Here is a 16,200-nt window from a genome sequence, read left to right on the forward strand (position 1 = left end):
GATCAACCACACCGACCACGACGCCCAGATCCCCGTCTCCGGGGACGCCACCGAACTCCTCTCCGGCAAACCCGCGACCGGTTCGGTCACCGTACCGGCGGGCGAGGTGGCGGTGGTGCGGGAGCGGCTGTGATGCGGGGGTTCCTTCGGGAGCTGCCGCGGCGCGGCTGAGGAGCGGGGAGTGTTGCGGCGGCCGCAGTACGGGGAGCTGCCGCCGGCCTGAGTGGCGGGCGGGGCGGCCCGGTGCTGTGCTGTTGCCATGCCTGAGCTGTCGGACGTCGAGGGCTTCCGGCGGGTGTTCGTGTCCTGTGCGCAGGGCAGGGTCATCGGCCGGATCGACGTGCGGGACGCGGGCGTACTGCACGGGACGAGCGTGCGCGGGTTCCGCGAGGCGCTGGAGGGGCGCCGGTTCACGGCGTCCGAGCGGCGCGGGAAGTGGCTGCTCGCCCACACCGGCGGCCCCACGCTCATGCTGCACTTCGGGATGACCGGAAGCCTGGTGTGCGCCCGCCCCGAGGACGAGGCCGAGGCCCACGACCGGGTCCTGTTCGGCCTGGGCGCCCGGCGCCAACTCCGCTTCCGCGACCAGCGCAAGCTGCAGGGGCTGTGGCTGGCGTGGGGCGGCGACGAGGTCGAGCGGAGGCTCGCCCGCCAGGGGCCCGACGCCCTGAAGGTGGGACGGGCGGAGTTCGAGACCGTGCTCTCGCAGCGCCGGGCCGCCGTGAAGACGGTCCTCATCGACCAGTCCGCCCTGGCCGGACTCGGCAACCTGCTCGCCGACGAGATCCTGTGGCGGGCGGGCCTGCGCCCCGGCATCCGGGCGAGCGACCTCACCGAGCCCGACCGCCGCCGCCTCTACGAGCAGATGCGCCGCACCCTGCGCTCATCGGTCACCGCCGGCCGCGTCCCCCCACGCCCTTCCTGGCTCACCGGCCACCGCGACGACCGCACCCCGGCCTGCCCACGCTGCGGCACCCCGCTACGACGGTCCCGTACGGCGGGACGGGGGACGGTGTGGTGCCCGCGCTGCCAGCCGTGACCGACCGGGCGTCCGCGCCGGCCCTTCAGGAGACCTTGATGTGGGTGTCCATCCCGAGCTGCTTGTGGCCGGGCACGGGGCAGTACAGCTCATAGGTGCCCTTCTTGAGGGTGACCGTGAGCGCCGCCATGCCACCACCCTGGAGGTTCTTGGTCTTCACGTCCGACACCCCGGGGCCGTCGATCTCCAGGGCGTGGGTGACCTTGCCGGCGTTGTCGGCGGTGAACGTGTAGGTGCCGGGCGTGAAGGAGTTCCGGGACAGCTTCAGCGAGTACTCGGTCTCGGTGACCGTCACCTGCGTCCCGGACCCGGCCTTGGCCGCGCCCGCCGTGCTGCTGGAGGTACCGCTGCCACTGCTTCCGCTTCCACTGGAACAGGCGGCCAGGAAGAGCGCGGCGGAGAACGCCAGCGCCGTCGTACGGAGTGCGACTCCGGTTGAGATCATCACGTAGATCATCCCCTTCGGGTGCTTTATGGGGGATACGAGGAAGAAGGCCGCTTTGCTCATGATCCGACGGTTTGCGATCCCTGGCACTCCTGAGGGCGCCGCCCCGGTGGCCACGATCGAGCCGTGACCTCCTACTGGCACGTCGTTCTGCCGCCCCTCTGCGCCTGACCGGGCGCGGACACTGACGGCGGTGTGATCCCCCGGCCCCAACGCCCATAGGGCGGTACGCCCACAGGGCGGTCAGGGCCCTTTGTCCTGCGCCCGCTGCGAACCAGTCCCAGTCCCAGTCCCAGACGCATTCGACGACGGAAGTTCACGACTGTGCCGAATCACACGCCCTCCCAGTCTCCCCGCGCGCCCATCTCGCGCCGGCCTCCCTCCCGACGCGCGACCGAGGCTGGTGCGGAGATTCTGGTGATCAGGAGCGTGCCGACTGCGGCGAGGGGGTGCTCATGCCGGGCGCCAAGCGCTGAGCAGTTCCTCGGGGCCGTACACCGCCTGAAGGCCGGAACAACCGACCCCGCTGCGGGAGACCGCCACGAGCGGTACCGGCTCGTCGGTGATCGCCGCCCGGTGCTTCTGCAGGGCGGCCAGGTCGTGGCTGTCGAACGCGGAGTTCTCCAGCCACTTGACCGAGCCGAGGAAGAGCAACCGCTTGGCCACCGGTTGCCGGTCGGCGCCCACCAGGTCGATCTCGACGTCGTTGCTGCGGGTCCAGTAGCCACCGATCGCCGGGGCGGCAGGCAGGATCTCGTCCGGCAGGAGACGAGCGAGGGATTCCCGCACCAGGGGCTCGATGGCGCGGCCCCGCCAACTCGTCCACTGCTCCTGGATGCGGCTCAGCGTGAGATCGCCCCGCATCCGTTCGATCTCCGCCATGTGCGGGTCCACAAACGCGAGCCAGAACCGCAGGTAGGGGTCGGCCACCCGGTAGCGGCGTTCCTTCGACGGCCCCAGGGAAATGGGAAGTTCGGCGGTCACGACCCGTTTCTCGGTCAGCACGTCTGTGGCTCGGGTGAGCGTGGTGTGGGCGATGCCGCCGGCCGCGCGCGCGATGTTGGTGAAGGTCCGCTCTCCGGATCCGATGGCCCGCAGTACCTCCCTGCTCATCGCCTGCGGTGGAAACTCTGCGGCCAGTGAGCGTTCGGCGGAGACCAGCAGGGCTGAGATGGGGTTCTCCAGCGAATCGCGGAGGAACTCCCAGACGTCGGCCCCGACCCTCCACTCCGCGCAGATCAGGGGGAGACCCCCGGTGATCAGCGCGGCGTCGAACGCGGCCGCCGGAGACAGGCCGAGCATCTCGCCGATGTCGGCCGGGTTCAGGGGCCCGACGATCATTTCCCGCCCCCGCTGGTGAAAGGGACGGTCGTAGCTGTTCAGCGCCTCCATCATCGACAGATCGGACCCGACCAGGAGGAGAAGTACCGGCTTTCGGCTGAGCAGCCGGTCCCATGCTCGCTGGAGCATGCCCTCGAAGGCGTCGATGCCGTCCATGAGATACGGAACCTCGTCGATGACCACCACACTCGGGCTGTCGTCGGGAAGGATCTCCGCGAGCAGCCGCAACGCCGCGTTCCACTGCGCCGGGGTCTCCTCGGCGAACAGTTCCCGCTCCGGCAGGTTGGATCTGGCGACGGCGTCGAGCAGCTCCGTCAGTTCGTCCTCCGCCGCGCCGCCCGCAGCGGTGAAGAAGAGGTACGGCGTCTCGGTACGCCGGAGGAACTCCTCGACGAGGCTGGACTTGCCGACCCGCCGTCTTCCCCGCATGAGGACGCATTGCCCCGGTTTCGCCGACCCGACGGCGTCCTGCACTGCCTGCAAGGCGCTGCCGAGCACGCTCAGTTCGCGGTCCCGCCCGATGAAGCGACGCAAGGCAAGCCTCCCGCTAGGGATAGTATCGTCAGAGATACTATCCCTAGCGAGACCATCTTCTTCGTCCCGGAAGGCATCCGCTGCCGAATGGGGGTGGACTCCGGCGCGGTCGGCGTGGCCTTGAGTAGCCGGTCTGCCAGCGCGTTGAGGCCGCCACCGCACTTGTTCGCGGTGCAGGTGACCGCTGACTATCCAGCGCCGAGCATGTCGCGGAGATCCTTCGCGGCTTCCGTGATGTCCTCTCCGTAGCCGCCCTGAGCCAGGCGCAGCATGTACGCCACGGCGTCGTCAGGGTCTGGGTCGGTGTACGGCTCGTCGTTGTAGTCGAGGAACAGGAGCATGGCCTCAAAGGCTGTGCGCTTGTTCCGGTCGATCAGCGGATGGTTTCTTGCGATCGACTCGCCAAGGGCCGCAGCCTTCGCCCACAGGTCGGGATAGGCGTCCACGCCGAACGTCGTGTATTGCGGGCGCCCGAGGGCCGAGAGCAAAAGCCCCGGTCCCGGACCGTGGATAGATCCCCGCCAAGCAAGTAGGCGATGTCGTCCAGATCGATGTACTCGACCTCTCCCCCCGGATCGGTCACAGATCGGCCAGCCTCTCCAGTGTTTCCGAGTTGGCCTCACGGATGCGACTGACTAGCTGCTCCCGGCGCTCTGTCTTGCTCCGCTTTTGCGCCGGAGCGGCCTCCTGGGTCTTCTTCACGTCGGCGACGGTCAGGCCACCTTCTGCGAAGGCCAGAACCAGCCGCCGGTCCTGCGGCAGCGAGGACAGAAGGCGAAGGATGGTCGCGGTCTTGCCAGAACCGGGCTGAAGAGTGAGCTTCATCTGGGCTACGACATGGCGTCCCTCGTGGTCGACTCCTGCCAGGTCGACCCCATGGTCACCCTGCAAAGAGTCGAGCCACTTCATGAGCACGGCAAGAGCGGCAGTGGCTTCGTCTGCCGAGACGTCTCCGCGGTGCGTCAGACGCTCGGCCATGTGCGTGAAGGCAGCGCCTTGGAGAGCCGTCTCGTACGCCTGGTGCGCGTCTGGGTCCTGGCGTGGGGTAGCCACCTCGGTCTTGGGCACACGCGTCTCGACCACGAGGGCGTCACCCTCGTCCTTGTACTCGATCGTGTCCATCAGACTCCTCTCCTCCTCTCACGCTAACTGGCTCAGCGATTTTTCGACCACAAAAATGTCCCGGCACCCAACGCTAGGAGCCATTACCCTTTGTGACTTCTGTATCTCTCGGGGGCAAGGTGTCCGGCGTTCGTCAGTCCGGTCTCTGTTGGAGGTGCGATCACGTCCTTCACCCCCGCTCTCTCCAGCTCCCATCCCGTCCGCCGTCGACCCACACACCGTGGAGCGGGCGTGGTTCATGCGTCCAGGTGGAGCGCGCCACTGTACGAACGACCTGGACGCCATGGGCCGCGTCTGCTCGGCTCTGCCCCTCCATCCCGGTGCCGGCCGATCCCCTGCCGGAGGCAGGAGCGGCGCCAGCAGCGGAGCCGGGGCTTGAACCAGTAGAGAAAGTTGCAACTCAGTCGGTCTGCTGGGGCGTGAAGGCGTATGTACAGGCTGGGAGTTGGCTGCCCTGGCGGTGAGCGAGCGGGGATGAAGAGGACTGGGCGGATCGTCCAGGATGGATCGCGGCCGGTGCCGAGTGGGAGGACAAGGGGTACGTCTTCGCCTCGCCGACCGGCGGGCCGCTCAGCCCGAACACTGACTTCCACGTCTGGAAGCGGCTCCTTCGGGACGCGGGAGTGCGGGACGGCCGACTTCATGACGCTCGCCACACCGCCGCGACCGTCCTCCTGATCTCGGCGTCCCGGACGTCGTGGTCGACGCGATCACGGGGTGGGAGCCCGGGGGAGCGGCACGGATGCGCGCCCGGTACATGCCCGTCACCGGGACGCTGCTCCGCAAGGTCGCGCACAGGTTGGAGACGCCCTCCGGGAGCCGCCCGGAGACGGCGGTGACGACGGAAGAAAAGCCGACTGAGACGGACGAACGCCAGAGGGCCGGACCACATTCGTGGTCCGGCCCTCTGAGCTGGCGGAGGATACGAGATTCGAACTCGTGAGGGGTTGCCCCCAACACGCTTTCCAACTGTGTTGGTGCCTCTCGCGGCTGCGTACAGGGCCGTTCACCTGGGTTCATCGATGACTCTATGCCGGGTCGCGTCGAGCCTCGGGTCTCACATGAACGGCCGCGAACGGTGCTGAATGAGACGGAAACTGAGACGGCGGTGAGGGGAGGCTGTCTCACTCCTCCCCAGGTGGGATGAGGCGATCAGCGCTCTCGGCGTCGTCCAGATGTCCGTGTGCGTCGACGGTGATCGGTGTTGCTCGTCCCTTGGATGTAGCCAGCCATGCGAGCACTTGCTCGGTCAACGGGCTGTTCTCCGGTCCCTCGTCCTTTCAATACGCGCGCCATCCGCCTCCGGCGATGGCTGCCACCACTTGGCCTGCCTGCTCAAGGTGGGAGAAGTCCGGGTAGTCCGTCACCGGGCGGTGGGTTCCGCGTTTGGGATCGACCACAAGTGCCGTGCCTGCTGCCTCGTCCCAGGCGTCTACGTCCACTGTCCGCCCCCCTCCTCCAAAGGAGGGGGCCTCCTGGGCTGTATTGACGGGCTTGGATCGAGGGCTTGCCAGACTGCCTGGTGCTTGCGGCGCACAGGCTTCGGACTGGTTCGCTGGTGTTGATGGTGCTGCCATTTGGAGCAACCCAGCAGACCGATGACTCTGATCTAAGGCGATATTAGGAGGGTGAACGATAGAGATGAGAGCACGACGGAGCCTCGAAGAATGCGATTCGATAGTTTGCACAAGTGGGCTGCGACACTAGCCGCTGTCGTTGCGCTTGCTTTCTCGACTTACAACTTCGCTGAACTCCAAAAGAAGCCCAGAATCGATATGGCGCTTCCTCACCTGCTGCGCGCTGGACCAGTAGGCAACGGAACCACTTTCCAGATTCAGCCGACAGTGTCCACCAGATTCAAAACCCAGGATGTCGAGGTGATTCGCGATGCGCGTCTACAATTGACCCCCGTCGGTTCAATTTCGTCATCAAAGAAGCCAATTTTCTACTGGCATGAAACTGGAACATACGTATACGACTTCGCTTCGGATCAGGTTAACTATCACTGGACTAGCGATCCCGCCCCATTCATCGTCAGTCAGGACAAACCTCAGCAGCCCACACTAGATTTTTGGTCGGACAACTGGACCTTCCAACCCGGCCAGTACGAAGGTTCGCTTCAGTTGAGCAGATCGGAGAATCACAATCCTTTGACCAAGAGATTCTGTTTGATTGTCTCAAAGAAAGCCGCGAATGAAATCCGTGGCGCAGATGAACGGCAGATCTTCTTTTATCGTGATGACTTGCCCAAGTTCCACTCGTCTAGCAAATCTCCAGCCTGCTATCGGAGAGAGACAGATTAGGGATTCTAGCCAGTCATGCACAGTTAGGTCCGCTTCGGGAACATGGTCGTTTTCGCGGTGGCTACAAAATGCATGCGAGATGGCTGTCGGCCCCTGCTGGGCCGACGGCGATCGCTGCGAGGATCAACCATTACTGGTGTGGATCGGCCTGGTTGTTGTACCTCGGTAGTCCACGGCAGACTGCCAGGCGGTTAGGGCTGGTCGTCTTCTCCCAGGTCTGTTTCATCGATCATTCGGGTCCACTCATCCAGGACCGTCTGACTATCGATAACCTTTTGCACTGCTGCTTGAATAGTCCTGAACTGCGGCCTCAAGCGGCTGCTGCTGCGGGCGGTTTCTCCGATGTTGTTAGAGAAGTCCTGAAGCTGTGCGGTAGTTTCTTTAGTCACAGCGGCCAGCTGCTTGACTTCCTTGAAGAAATCGCGAGCCGCTTCTCGGTCTTCTGTGCTTAGGTCGCTCTCTCCCGCATGCCTGATAAACCCGATGATGCCCGGGTCAATTGACGACAACGTGGACCAGTACTCAGATCCCAACGTGTCCACCTGTTTCACGGGCTCAGTTAGTCGGGTCGAAAGCTGTTCTGCTACGCGCATTCGACCAGCAAATCCCCCTCCTCGGGCATCTGAATTAGCTATTTCTTCGGTTGCCCAAGAAGACTCCGCGCCGATAACTTGAATTACTGCCGCGAATTTCTCGACGATCTCCAGCCAGGCAGGTAGAGCTGTCTCTGCCTCTGCCATGACCTCGATGAAGCCAGGTGGCTCTTCGGCGGTAGCTTCCTGCTGTGGCAGTTCCACAGGTCTAACCGGAGGTGCAGTCTCCAATACGTTAGCGATCTTCAGTGCCAGCTTGTGAACTGCTTGCCGATATACGGGCGAGTCTTCATCTTCGAGGCGCAAATCGCGCCAGTCCTCCCACTGTCGCCTTGAGATTAGCTCGACAACTTCATCGATCGGTTGACCGTCGGACCCTTGGGTGAGTTGCGGGACGTTTACGTAATGAATGGGAAGCAGCAGTTCATCCAGTCCTAGGCTTGCTGCATGCCCGGCGAACTTGATTACTTCCCGCCGGCATTCCTGGCTCTTGAGGAATTTAGGCGTGACGACTGGAATTAGAAATGTGGTTCCAGTGAGGGCGGAGTCTAGCCGCGCGCGCCATGCATCTCCCCATTCGATGGATCTTTTATCGAGGAAGATTTCTAGTGGTTCACCAGTAATCATTTCGAACGCGCTCGCGATGCGCTCGGACAAGCGTACGATCCGTCCGCCATCCAGTTCATCATCGCGATGTGTGTAGCTCCAGAACCCCGCTGGCTGCTCATTGGTCATAGTTTGGGAGGGTAGTCAGTTGAGGTGCGACGCACGTCGAGTTCTGCAAACCGAGGTCGGCGCAGCGACTTTGGCCGGGAGCTGCTTTGGCGCGAGTGATCATGGCCCCGTAAGCTTCCGGCGCGTCGGGCAGTCTGTTGACCTGCCCGTTAAGCACGACGTTGGGGCCATGATCTTCGAGGCTCGCGCCAAAGTGGCTGGCTAAAGTCGTGGAGCCGACCGCCCCAGCCACGATGCCACTCCTTCTCTCACGGCAAGCGGCTGATTGCTGTGCGCGCGGCACGGGCGCCGGCCGGGCTGGAGCGGGGCGGAGACAGGAGCGCAGGCCCGGCCGGGGGCCGGGCCGCGCGCGGGGAGCGGAGCGAGCCGCCTTGAACCAGTAGAGAAAGTTGTAACTCAGTCGGTCGGCTGGGGCGTGAAGGCGTATGCGCAGGCTGGGAGTTGGGCGCCCTGGCGGTCAGCGAGCGGGATGAAGAGGACTGGGCGGATCGTCCAGGTGATGCGGGTGTTGGCCTGGGTGACTGACACCGTGCAGGGCTCGGCACGTAGGAGGGCTCGCCTGGTGTCGATGCGGCCGTTGTAGAGCCAGTCCCATGCCTCTTCGGATGCGTCGGCGTCGAGGGCCGGTGAGATGGTGCGCAGGGTGACCGCAACCCATCTGTCGGCCTGGGGCGCCGTGTAGGCGTCGAGAGATGCCCGCAGCGTCGGTGGCTGTCCGGTGGTGAGGTCTTGAGTCCAGCATTCGCACCAGTAGCCGGGTGTGGGTGTCTTCATGTGGCCGGTCCTGGTGGGTAGGTGACGAGGACGTAGCGGGTGTGCTCGTCGGAGAGGGTGAGTTGGTAGGCCGTGCCGGTGGTCAGGTAGGTGAGGGCTCGTTCGTGTTCGGTCTCGTCGGTGAGCCAGTGGCGGCCCGGTTGGGCGTGTGGGGCGTCGAGTTGGTCGGTGATGTGGCTCGTACGTTCTTTGAGCCAGCGCAATGCCAGGCGGGCGCTGCTGGCGTCGTGGGCGCTCAGGGTGATGGAGCGGGGCTGGTGAAACGGGTAGGCGGCGGCGAGGCACTGGAATGTGGCGCGGCGTGTGCCGACCGGGCCGGGTAAGGCTTCGGTCGAGGTCGGTGTCACCACAGGGAGCCTCCCGGGTGGCCGTCGGTGAAGAGTTCCGCGGTGATGGTGTGGCGGCCCTGGCTGTCGTGGACGATGACGCGGTGTGCGAGGGCGTTGACCATGCCCAGGCCGCGGCCGTGCTCGGCCTCCTGGTCCTGGTGCTCAACCTTCGGGGCGCTGCCCGTGCCTCCTTCGTCCGTCACTGACAGGGCGACCACCTGTGCCGATACCGCGAGGGCCAGGTGGAAGCTGCCGCGCTGGTGCCCGCTGGCGGTGTGGAGGATCGCGTTCGCGCTCAGTTCGCTGACGATCAGTTCGGCGTCCTCGGCCAGGGGTGAGCCGCGCAGGATGTCGCGGGTCCAGCGGCGGGCTCTGCTGACCTCTTCGGGAAATCCTGGGCAAGACAGGCCCCAGACCCGGGCTGTACTCGTATACTCGTGCATACAAGTTCCTTCGTGCTGGTAGGCCGCCATGTGCAGCGGGTTCGGGCTAGACGAGTTTCACGCCGTCGTGGGCGCGGATGGCCGGCGGGGACGCCGCGTCGAGTGCGTCCAGGACGCGGATCGCGTACGCCTCGTCGGCAAGGTCGGAGACTTCTTCACGGGTGGCCCAGCGCAGGGCGCGGGTCTCGTCGCCGGTGGTCGGTGCGCCGTCGGCGGCCTGGCAGCGGAAGACCAGCGAGACGATCAGACCCGTCATGTTCTTGTAGACCCCGGTCAGGGTCGCGGGAAGCGCGATCTTGATGCCGGTTTCTTCGAGGACTTCGCGTTGCAGGGCCTCGGGGATGGTTTCCTCGCGTTCGAGGACGCCGCCCGGGGGTTCCCACTTGCCGTTGTCGCGGCGCTGGATCAAGAGGGCGCGGCCCAGGGCATCGACGATCACTCCGGCGACGCTCACGGAGTGCGGACGGTCCATGCTCACGTTCCTCGGCCCTCTCGGCTGGCTAGGCTCTCCACCGTAGCAACAACACTCGCCCACACGTCTAGATACCTAAAGGAGTATGCGCGTGAGTCCTTCTCTTCCCTCCGGTCTCCTCGGCGACCTGGACCCCACGAGTGATCGTGCGGTCTTCCGGCAGATCGCCGACCAGCTGCGCGAGGCCATCGACCGCGGGCGATTCCACGAGGGCGACAAGCTGCCCTCGGAAGCCGACCTTGTCGAGCACTACGGGGTATCCCGCATGACGGTCCGAAACTCCTTCTCCATCCTCCAGGGGGAAGGGCTCGTGCACGCCGAACACGGCAAGGGCGTCTTCGTCCGGCCACGGCCACCCGTGCGGCGCCTCGCCTCGGACCGGTTCGCGCGGCGGCATCGGGAGCAGGGCAAGTCCGCCTTCATCGTCGAGGCCGACGCCGCCGGCAGTCACCCCCAGGTCGACTCGCTGGAGGTCAAGGAGGAGAAGGCCAGTCCAGACGTCTCCGCACGGCTCGGCTCCGTGCGGCGGGTGCTGGCCCGTCGGCGGCGGTATCTGCTGGACGGACGGCCGGTCGAGTTCGCCACCTCCTTCCTGCCCCTCGACATCGCTCGCGGCACGCAGATCGCCGAACCCAACCCCGGGCCCGGCGGCATCTACGCCCGCCTCGAAGAACTAGGCCACCGCCTCGACCACTTCGAGGAGGAGATCCGGGCCCGGATGCCCTCGCCGGCCGAGGTCAAGACGCTCCGGCTGGCCTCCGGCGTGCCGGTCATCCACCTCATCCGGACCGCCTTCGACACCGAGGGGCGGGCCGTCGAGGTCTGCGACACGGTCATGGCGGCTGACGCATATGTGCTGTCGTATCAGCTTCCTGCGACCTGATCGTCATGGTTTGCGGTGGTGCGCGGGAGCGATTCCCGGACTCGTACACCCCAACACGCTTACTCGTATAGACGAGTGGGCAAGTTGTGATGCATAGTGGTCCACGCGATCCCGATATCGGGTTCGCAGGACGCTACATGTATAGACGAGTAGATAGGGGAAGTCCCTTGCGTACCATCCGCGTTGAGACCTCGGCCGCGACGATCCTGCTGACCGAGGCCCCCGAGCCCAAGGTCCGCGACCGGCAGACCGGCGAGATCGCCAAGGACGCCGTCAGCGGTGAAGCGCTGATGACGATCGGCGTCGTCCACATCGAGGACGGCGAATCGTCACTGATCAAGGTCACCGTTCCGGAGAGCGGTGTCTCCGAGGGGCTGGCGCTGGGTGCTCCGGTCGCGCTCCCGGGGCTGGTCGCCCGGCCGTGGGAGTCCGTGTTCAACGGGCAGAAGCGGCACGGCATCGCCTTCCGCGCCGCCGCCGTCACCCCGGCCGCCTTCCCGGCGACCGGCACGGAGGCCGCCGCCTGATGACCGACCTGACGACACTCCTGGAGGTGGGTGGTCCCCTCGCCGCGCTCGGCGGCGGGGCCGCCTACACCCGGGCCAGGCACCCGGGCCTGTACTGGTCCACCGTCGGCCTGCCCATATCCACCGCCAGACTCCTCGGCTCCTACGGCTCCGTCATGGACGCGTGCGGGCTCACCGTCGCACCGTCCCGGCTGCGGGTCCTGGCGGTCAAGGCCACCACGAACCGTGAGGTGCGGCCCGTGCCGCCGCGCCGGGGCCTGATCCGGCCCACCTCCACCGGGCTTCGGATCCGGCTGCGGCTCGCCCCGGGGCAGGAACCCGCCGACGTCGCCGCCTCCGCCGAACGGCTGCGGCACGCCTGGGGCGTTCACGCCGTGTACGTCACCACCATCAAGCCCGGCGTGGTCGAACTGCGGCTCGTCGGCTTCGACGTCCTGCGGCGGGTACGGATGCCGCGCAAGGTCGGCGGCGGCTACCTGTCCATCCCAGTCGCGCTACGCGAGGACGCCATGCCCTTCGTGCGCGACTACCGCACCATCCCGCACCAACTCACCCTCGGCGCAACACTGTCCGGCAAGTCCATGTACCTGCGCCACCTCATCACCGGCCTGGCCCCGCAGCAGGTCGCCCTGGTCGGCATCGACTGCAAGCGGGGCGTGGAGCTCGCGCCGTTCGCAGCCCGGCTCTCCGCACTCGCCACCGACCCCGAGCAGGCGGCCGAGCTGCTGCCCGTGCTCGTCAAGGAAATGGAGGACCGCTACGACCTGATCAAGGCCCGGCAGGGCATCGCCCCGGACACCCCCGACGAGGAGATCACCTCCGACATCTGGGGCCTGCCCGAGCACCAACGCCCGACGCCGATCGTGCTGTTCGTCGACGAGGTCGCCGAACTCTTCCTCACCGCCACCAAGAAGGACGAGGAACGGCGGGATGAGATGGTCACCCAGCTCATCCGCCTCGCCCAGCTCGGCCGCGCCGCCGGCATCTACCTGGAGGTGTGCGGGCAGCGCTTCGGCGCCGAACTCGGCAAGGGCGCCACCATGCTTCGCGCCCAGCTGACCGGGCGCGTGTGCCACCGCGTCAACGACGAAGCCTCCGCCAAGATGGCACTCGGCGACATCGCCCCGGAAGCAGTCATGGCCGCCTGCGCCATCGCCCCCGAACAGCCCGGCCTCGCTGTGGCCGGTGACACCTCCGGCGGCTGGTCCCGCATCCGCACGTCGTACCTCTCCCTCAGCGACGCCGCCGAGATCTGCCGCGAGTCCGCGCACCTGGTCCCCGACCTGCCCGCGCTCCAGCCCTTCCGCCCCGCCGTGCCTGTCCGGCCGGTCGAGGTCCCGGCCCCGGTCGTCAAGCCGCGCCCGGTGACCGACTGACCTTCCGCACAAGCCCCGGTCGGCGTGACCGCCTCACGCCACGTCCCTACCCCTGCCATGCCTGAAACCGGAAGGAGGCGCGTCATGCGCGCCCTGCTGGCCCGTGTCGACGCGGTACTCGTCCAGGCCCTCATCGCCGCCGCGCTGTCCTTCGCCCACCTGCACGACATCGCTGCGGTGGCCGGACAGGACGGCTGGAAAGCGTGGGCCTACCCGATCAGCGTTGACCTGCTGCTCGTCGCCGCGTGGCGCCGACTGCGCTCCGGGGGCGCCAAAGCGTCCTCCTGGTGCTGGTTCGTCATCGCCCTGACCGCATCCCTCGGCGCCAACGTCGCCACCGCCGGACTGCTCGACATCCACCAGGTGCCGGCCTGGCTGCGCATCCTCGTCGCGGGCTGGCCAGCCGTCGCCTTCCTCGGCGGCACCCTCCTCGCCCACTCCACCCCAACAACGGAACCGGACAACGCCACCGAGCACGACGTCGAGGTGATCGGGGACCAGGAGCCCGCACCAGAGCCCGCCCCCGAACCACCTGCCCACCCCGCCATCGAGGCACCCGAGCGTCCAGTCATACCGGTCCCGGCCGCCCTGGTCGAACACGCCCGCAAGGTCGCCGCCGAACACCACACCCGCACCGGCACCCCGATCGACACCCCGACCCTCCGCGCCCGCCTCGGCATCCCGGCCCCCATGGCCGAAGCCATCGCCGCACAACTCACCTGAACAAGAGGAACCATGCCGCTCTTCTGCTTCAACACCGTCGCCGACTACCTCGAAGCGGCCCGCCAGATGGCCGCCACCGGACACCCGACACTGGCCCGGCTCCTGGCCGAAGAGGCCGCCGACCGCACCTCAAACCCCGCCGAAGCTGCCCGGATCTTGAACGAATTCCCCGGCTCCAGCCTGCGACAGGAGGACTGACATGCCCGCCAACCGCCGCTTCCGCAACGTCACCCGCATCGGCCCCGTCCAGGTCGCCACCGCCTACGACGACCGGGGCCGCGAGAAACACACCGCCGCCTGCACCGCCCCACGCTGCGGCTTCTCCGCCGACTACGACAGCCGCGCCGCCGCCGAACTCGCCGCCCGCACCCACCGCTGCCCCGCCCGCTGAAAGGGGACCTCTCTGCCGTGACCGTCAGCCTCCCGCTCGTCTTCGTCCTCGGCTTCTTCGCCTGGGGAGCGGTCAAGTTCCTCGGCGTCCGCACCTGGGTCGTCGTCCTGATCGCCCTCTTCGGCTTCTGGCTCTCCCACACCTTCATGGCCCCCGCCATCGAGTCCGGCACCCGTTCCGGCGTGGACGTCATAAACGGCTCACATGACTAGACGAGTAGATAAGAAAGGGTTCCTCGTGTTCCTGCCCAAGTACCCCGACAACCCCACCCCGCCGCCCGCGCACATCCACGCCCCGGCCACGACCGACCCGGCGCCTGTACGGCGCTCCCTGCCGTCGGTCTCGATCGACAAGAACACGGTCGCGGTCGTGCTCGTCGGCGGAGTCGTCCTCACCGCGCTCCTGGCCGCCGTCGCCGTCACGGCCATCTCGGTAGCCGTCGCGGCGGTCGTCCTGCGCTCCATGCTCCGCGACCACAACCGGCGCTGATCGCACGCCCCTTCGGGCCACCGGGGCGGCGGCACACGACCAAGCATTACGCCGCCCCGGGGCCTGTTCCTCCCGACCGAGCCAGCCAGAAGGAGAACGCCATCTTCACCCGCACCACTCCGGCCCCACTCCCGGAAGTCGCGAACCTGGCCGCACAGGGCACCCTCCCGGGTATCCTCCGCCAGCTCTCCACCCTCGGCGGCTGCACCCACCCCATCCGCCTCGACGGCCACCGCACCGAGTACGACGTCGACACCACCACCGGCGAGATCGGCAACGTCCTCCACCACCTCGACTCCACCGACCTTCCCGCCGGCCAACTCCTCGTCCGCTGCAACAACCGCCGCACCACCCGCTGCCCGGCCTGCGCGGAGGTCTACCGCCGCGACACCTTCCACCTGATCACCGCAGGCCTCCGCGGCGGCAAGGGCACCCCGGAACACGTCGCCACCCACCCCCGCGTCTTCGCCACCTTCACCGCCCCCAGCTTCGGCCCGGTCCACAACCGCCCCTCCAGCGGCCGTCCCTGCCGCTGCGGCGCCCACCACGACCAGGACGACGACACCCTCGGCACCCCACTCAACCCCGACACCTACGACTACGAAGCAGCCGTGCTCTGGAACGCCCACGCCGGAGCCCTCTGGCGCCGCTTTTCGACCTACCTGCACCGGGAAGTCGCCAAGCGCGCGGGCCTCTCGCAGCGCCGGTTCCGCGACCACGCCCGCGTCTCCTTCGCCAAGGTCGCCGAATACCAGAAACGCGGCGCCGTCCACTTCCACGCCGTCATCCGCATCGACGGCCCCGGAGGCGGCGACACCCCGCCTCCGGCCTGGGCCACAGCCGAACTCCTCACCGAGGCCATCCGCACCGCAACCGCCAAGGTCCGCGTGGACGGACCGATCATCGACGGCCGTGCCCATACCTTCACCTTCGGCCGCCAACTCGACGTCCGCACCATCAAATCCGCCGACTTCAACGACGGTCAGGAACTCACCGAGCGGGCTGTAGCGGCGTACATCGCCAAGTACGCCACCAAGGGCGCCGACACCGCCACGGGAGCTCTCGACCGCCCCCTGAAGTTCGCCGCCGAACTCGCCCAGCTCGACATCAGCGACCACGCCCGCCGACTGATCCGAACCGCCTGGGACCTCGGCGCACTTAAGAACCTCGAACACCTCCGCCTGCGCGCCTGGGCCCACATGCTCGGCTTCCGCGGCCACTTCTCCACCAAGTCCCGCCGCTACTCCACCACCCTCGGCGCCCTCCGCGACGCCCGCGCCGAATGGCGCCGCGCCCAAGCAGCCGCCGCACAACCCGAACGCGACACCGACACCACATACGTCCTCGCGCACTGGGTCTTCGCCGGAACCGGCCTGTCCTCCGCTGAGGCCTGGCTTGCCGAATCCCTCGAACCCGCCCCCGGAACGGAAGGAGAGCCAACCCGTGGCTGATCTGCATCTCGCTGATACCGGGTCCACTGATCCCTTCGATCGGTCCTTGGTCCTTCTGACTGTTGAGGAGGCGGCGAGACGGCTCCGCATCGGCCGTACGACGTGCTTTCGGCTCGTTCTGGCCGGAGAGATCGAGTCCGTCACCGTTGGGCGGCTGCGTCGCGTTCCCGCCGATGCCGTGCCCGCGTACGTCAGCAAGCTTCGCCGCCGCCCCGCAGAAGCAGCGTGAG

General features: G+C 67.0%; 22 protein-coding genes and 1 pseudogene. 14 read left to right on the forward strand and 9 right to left on the reverse strand.

Translation table 11 applies throughout. The features are described 5' to 3' along the window. Nucleotide 1: 1 nt before the first annotated feature. Nucleotides 2-133 carry a Beta-galactosidase C-terminal domain gene (locus MKW14_RS34790; protein WP_308314668.1) on the forward strand — a complete coding sequence of 44 codons (132 nt, stop codon included), beginning with the start codon at nt 2-4 and terminating at the stop codon, nt 131-133. Nucleotides 134-259: 126 nt separating this feature from the next. Then, complete coding sequence (locus tag MKW14_RS34795) at nt 260-1,039, forward strand: Fpg/Nei family DNA glycosylase (protein WP_240869904.1); 780 nt, start codon at nt 260-262, stop codon at nt 1,037-1,039. 25 nt (nt 1,040-1,064) lie between these two features. Here MKW14_RS34795 and MKW14_RS34800 read toward each other — a convergent pair whose 3' ends face one another. The 4 genes from MKW14_RS34800 to MKW14_RS34815 form a co-directional block, all read right to left on the reverse strand. Then, nucleotides 1,065-1,547 (reverse strand): plastocyanin/azurin family copper-binding protein, encoded by a 483-nt coding sequence (locus MKW14_RS34800; protein WP_240869906.1) that lies wholly within the window; start codon nt 1,545-1,547, stop codon nt 1,065-1,067. A gap of 390 nt (nt 1,548-1,937) precedes the next feature. Continuing rightward, complete coding sequence (locus tag MKW14_RS34805) at nt 1,938-3,359, reverse strand: ATP-binding protein (protein ID WP_240869908.1); 1,422 nt, start codon at nt 3,357-3,359, stop codon at nt 1,938-1,940. Nucleotides 3,360-3,547: 188 nt separating this feature from the next. After that, nucleotides 3,548-3,982, reverse strand: a complete 435-nt coding sequence (locus MKW14_RS34810) for a type II toxin-antitoxin system death-on-curing family toxin (RefSeq protein ID WP_240869916.1) — start codon at nt 3,980-3,982, stop codon at nt 3,548-3,550. Then, on the reverse strand, nt 3,939-4,481 hold the full coding sequence (locus MKW14_RS34815) for a hypothetical protein (RefSeq protein ID WP_240869917.1): 543 nt from the start codon (nt 4,479-4,481) through the stop codon (nt 3,939-3,941). Before MKW14_RS34815 ends, MKW14_RS34810 begins: the two co-directional genes overlap by 44 nt. A gap of 524 nt (nt 4,482-5,005) precedes the next feature. Here MKW14_RS34815 and MKW14_RS34820 point away from each other — a divergent pair. Together MKW14_RS34820 and MKW14_RS34825 are read left to right on the forward strand one after the other, a co-directional pair. After that, nucleotides 5,006-5,424: pseudogene (locus MKW14_RS34820) on the forward strand (tyrosine-type recombinase/integrase); the annotation flags it as partial. Between the two features lie 724 nt (nt 5,425-6,148). Beyond that, on the forward strand, nt 6,149-6,784 hold the full coding sequence (locus MKW14_RS34825; RefSeq protein ID WP_240869919.1) for a hypothetical protein: 636 nt from the start codon (nt 6,149-6,151) through the stop codon (nt 6,782-6,784). Nucleotides 6,785-6,975: 191 nt separating this feature from the next. Here the strand turns inward: MKW14_RS34825 and MKW14_RS34830 are convergent, their stop codons facing one another. From MKW14_RS34830 to MKW14_RS34850, 5 genes are all read right to left on the reverse strand, one after another. Continuing rightward, entirely contained in the window at nt 6,976-8,112 is a 1,137-nt protein-coding gene (locus MKW14_RS34830) for a TIR domain-containing protein (protein WP_240869921.1), read from the reverse strand. Nucleotides 8,113-8,508: 396 nt separating this feature from the next. Next, nucleotides 8,509-8,886 (reverse strand): hypothetical protein, encoded by a 378-nt coding sequence (locus MKW14_RS34835; RefSeq protein WP_240869923.1) that lies wholly within the window; start codon nt 8,884-8,886, stop codon nt 8,509-8,511. Further along, the gene (locus tag MKW14_RS34840; protein WP_240869926.1) at nt 8,883-9,236 is read right to left on the reverse strand and encodes a hypothetical protein; all 354 of its coding nucleotides are present in this window, start codon (nt 9,234-9,236) and stop codon (nt 8,883-8,885) included. The genes MKW14_RS34835 and MKW14_RS34840 overlap by 4 nt, the downstream gene beginning before the upstream one ends. Continuing rightward, nucleotides 9,230-9,658 (reverse strand): ATP-binding protein, encoded by a 429-nt coding sequence (locus MKW14_RS34845; protein WP_240869929.1) that lies wholly within the window; start codon nt 9,656-9,658, stop codon nt 9,230-9,232. Before MKW14_RS34845 ends, MKW14_RS34840 begins: the two co-directional genes overlap by 7 nt. Before the next feature lie 46 nt (nt 9,659-9,704). Then, a complete protein-coding gene (locus tag MKW14_RS34850) occupies nt 9,705-10,112 on the reverse strand; it encodes an NUDIX hydrolase (RefSeq protein ID WP_240870022.1) in 408 nt (135 codons plus the stop codon). A gap of 109 nt (nt 10,113-10,221) precedes the next feature. Here MKW14_RS34850 and MKW14_RS34855 point away from each other — a divergent pair, with 109 nt between their 5' ends. From MKW14_RS34855 to MKW14_RS34900, 10 genes are all read left to right on the forward strand, one after another. Continuing rightward, on the forward strand, nt 10,222-11,013 hold the full coding sequence (locus MKW14_RS34855; protein ID WP_115907211.1) for a GntR family transcriptional regulator: 792 nt from the start codon (nt 10,222-10,224) through the stop codon (nt 11,011-11,013). Between the two features lie 167 nt (nt 11,014-11,180). Further along, nucleotides 11,181-11,540 carry an SCO3933 family regulatory protein gene (locus MKW14_RS34860; RefSeq protein WP_240869931.1) on the forward strand — a complete coding sequence of 120 codons (360 nt, stop codon included), beginning with the start codon at nt 11,181-11,183 and terminating at the stop codon, nt 11,538-11,540. Then, on the forward strand, nt 11,540-12,916 hold the full coding sequence (locus MKW14_RS34865) for an FtsK/SpoIIIE domain-containing protein (RefSeq protein ID WP_240869933.1): 1,377 nt from the start codon (nt 11,540-11,542) through the stop codon (nt 12,914-12,916). Before MKW14_RS34860 ends, MKW14_RS34865 begins: the two co-directional genes overlap by 1 nt. A gap of 84 nt (nt 12,917-13,000) precedes the next feature. Continuing rightward, entirely contained in the window at nt 13,001-13,639 is a 639-nt protein-coding gene (locus MKW14_RS34870) for a DUF2637 domain-containing protein (protein ID WP_240869935.1), read from the forward strand. A 12-nt stretch (nt 13,640-13,651) separates the two neighbouring features. Then, entirely contained in the window at nt 13,652-13,837 is a 186-nt protein-coding gene (locus MKW14_RS34875; protein ID WP_240869937.1) for a hypothetical protein, read from the forward strand. Nucleotide 13,838: 1 nt separating this feature from the next. Continuing rightward, complete coding sequence (locus MKW14_RS34880; protein ID WP_240869939.1) at nt 13,839-14,030, forward strand: mobile element transfer protein; 192 nt, start codon at nt 13,839-13,841, stop codon at nt 14,028-14,030. A gap of 17 nt (nt 14,031-14,047) precedes the next feature. After that, nucleotides 14,048-14,242, forward strand: coding sequence for a hypothetical protein (locus tag MKW14_RS34885; protein ID WP_240869941.1), 195 nt, complete (start codon nt 14,048-14,050; stop codon nt 14,240-14,242). 25 nt (nt 14,243-14,267) lie between these two features. Beyond that, nucleotides 14,268-14,519: a SpdD protein gene (locus tag MKW14_RS34890; RefSeq protein WP_240869943.1), complete on the forward strand. Its 252-nt coding sequence runs from the start codon at nt 14,268-14,270 to the stop codon at nt 14,517-14,519. Nucleotides 14,520-14,665: 146 nt separating this feature from the next. Continuing rightward, nucleotides 14,666-15,970 (forward strand): replication initiator, encoded by a 1,305-nt coding sequence (locus MKW14_RS34895; protein WP_240870024.1) that lies wholly within the window; start codon nt 14,666-14,668, stop codon nt 15,968-15,970. A 1-nt stretch (nt 15,971) separates the two neighbouring features. Further along, nucleotides 15,972-16,199 carry an excisionase family DNA-binding protein gene (locus tag MKW14_RS34900; RefSeq protein ID WP_240870026.1) on the forward strand — a complete coding sequence of 76 codons (228 nt, stop codon included), beginning with the start codon at nt 15,972-15,974 and terminating at the stop codon, nt 16,197-16,199. Nucleotide 16,200: the final 1 nt, after the last annotated feature.

Source organism: Streptomyces gilvus (assembly GCF_022513565.1).
GTDB classification, from domain to species: Bacteria; Actinomycetota; Actinomycetes; order Streptomycetales; family Streptomycetaceae; genus Streptomyces; species Streptomyces gilvus.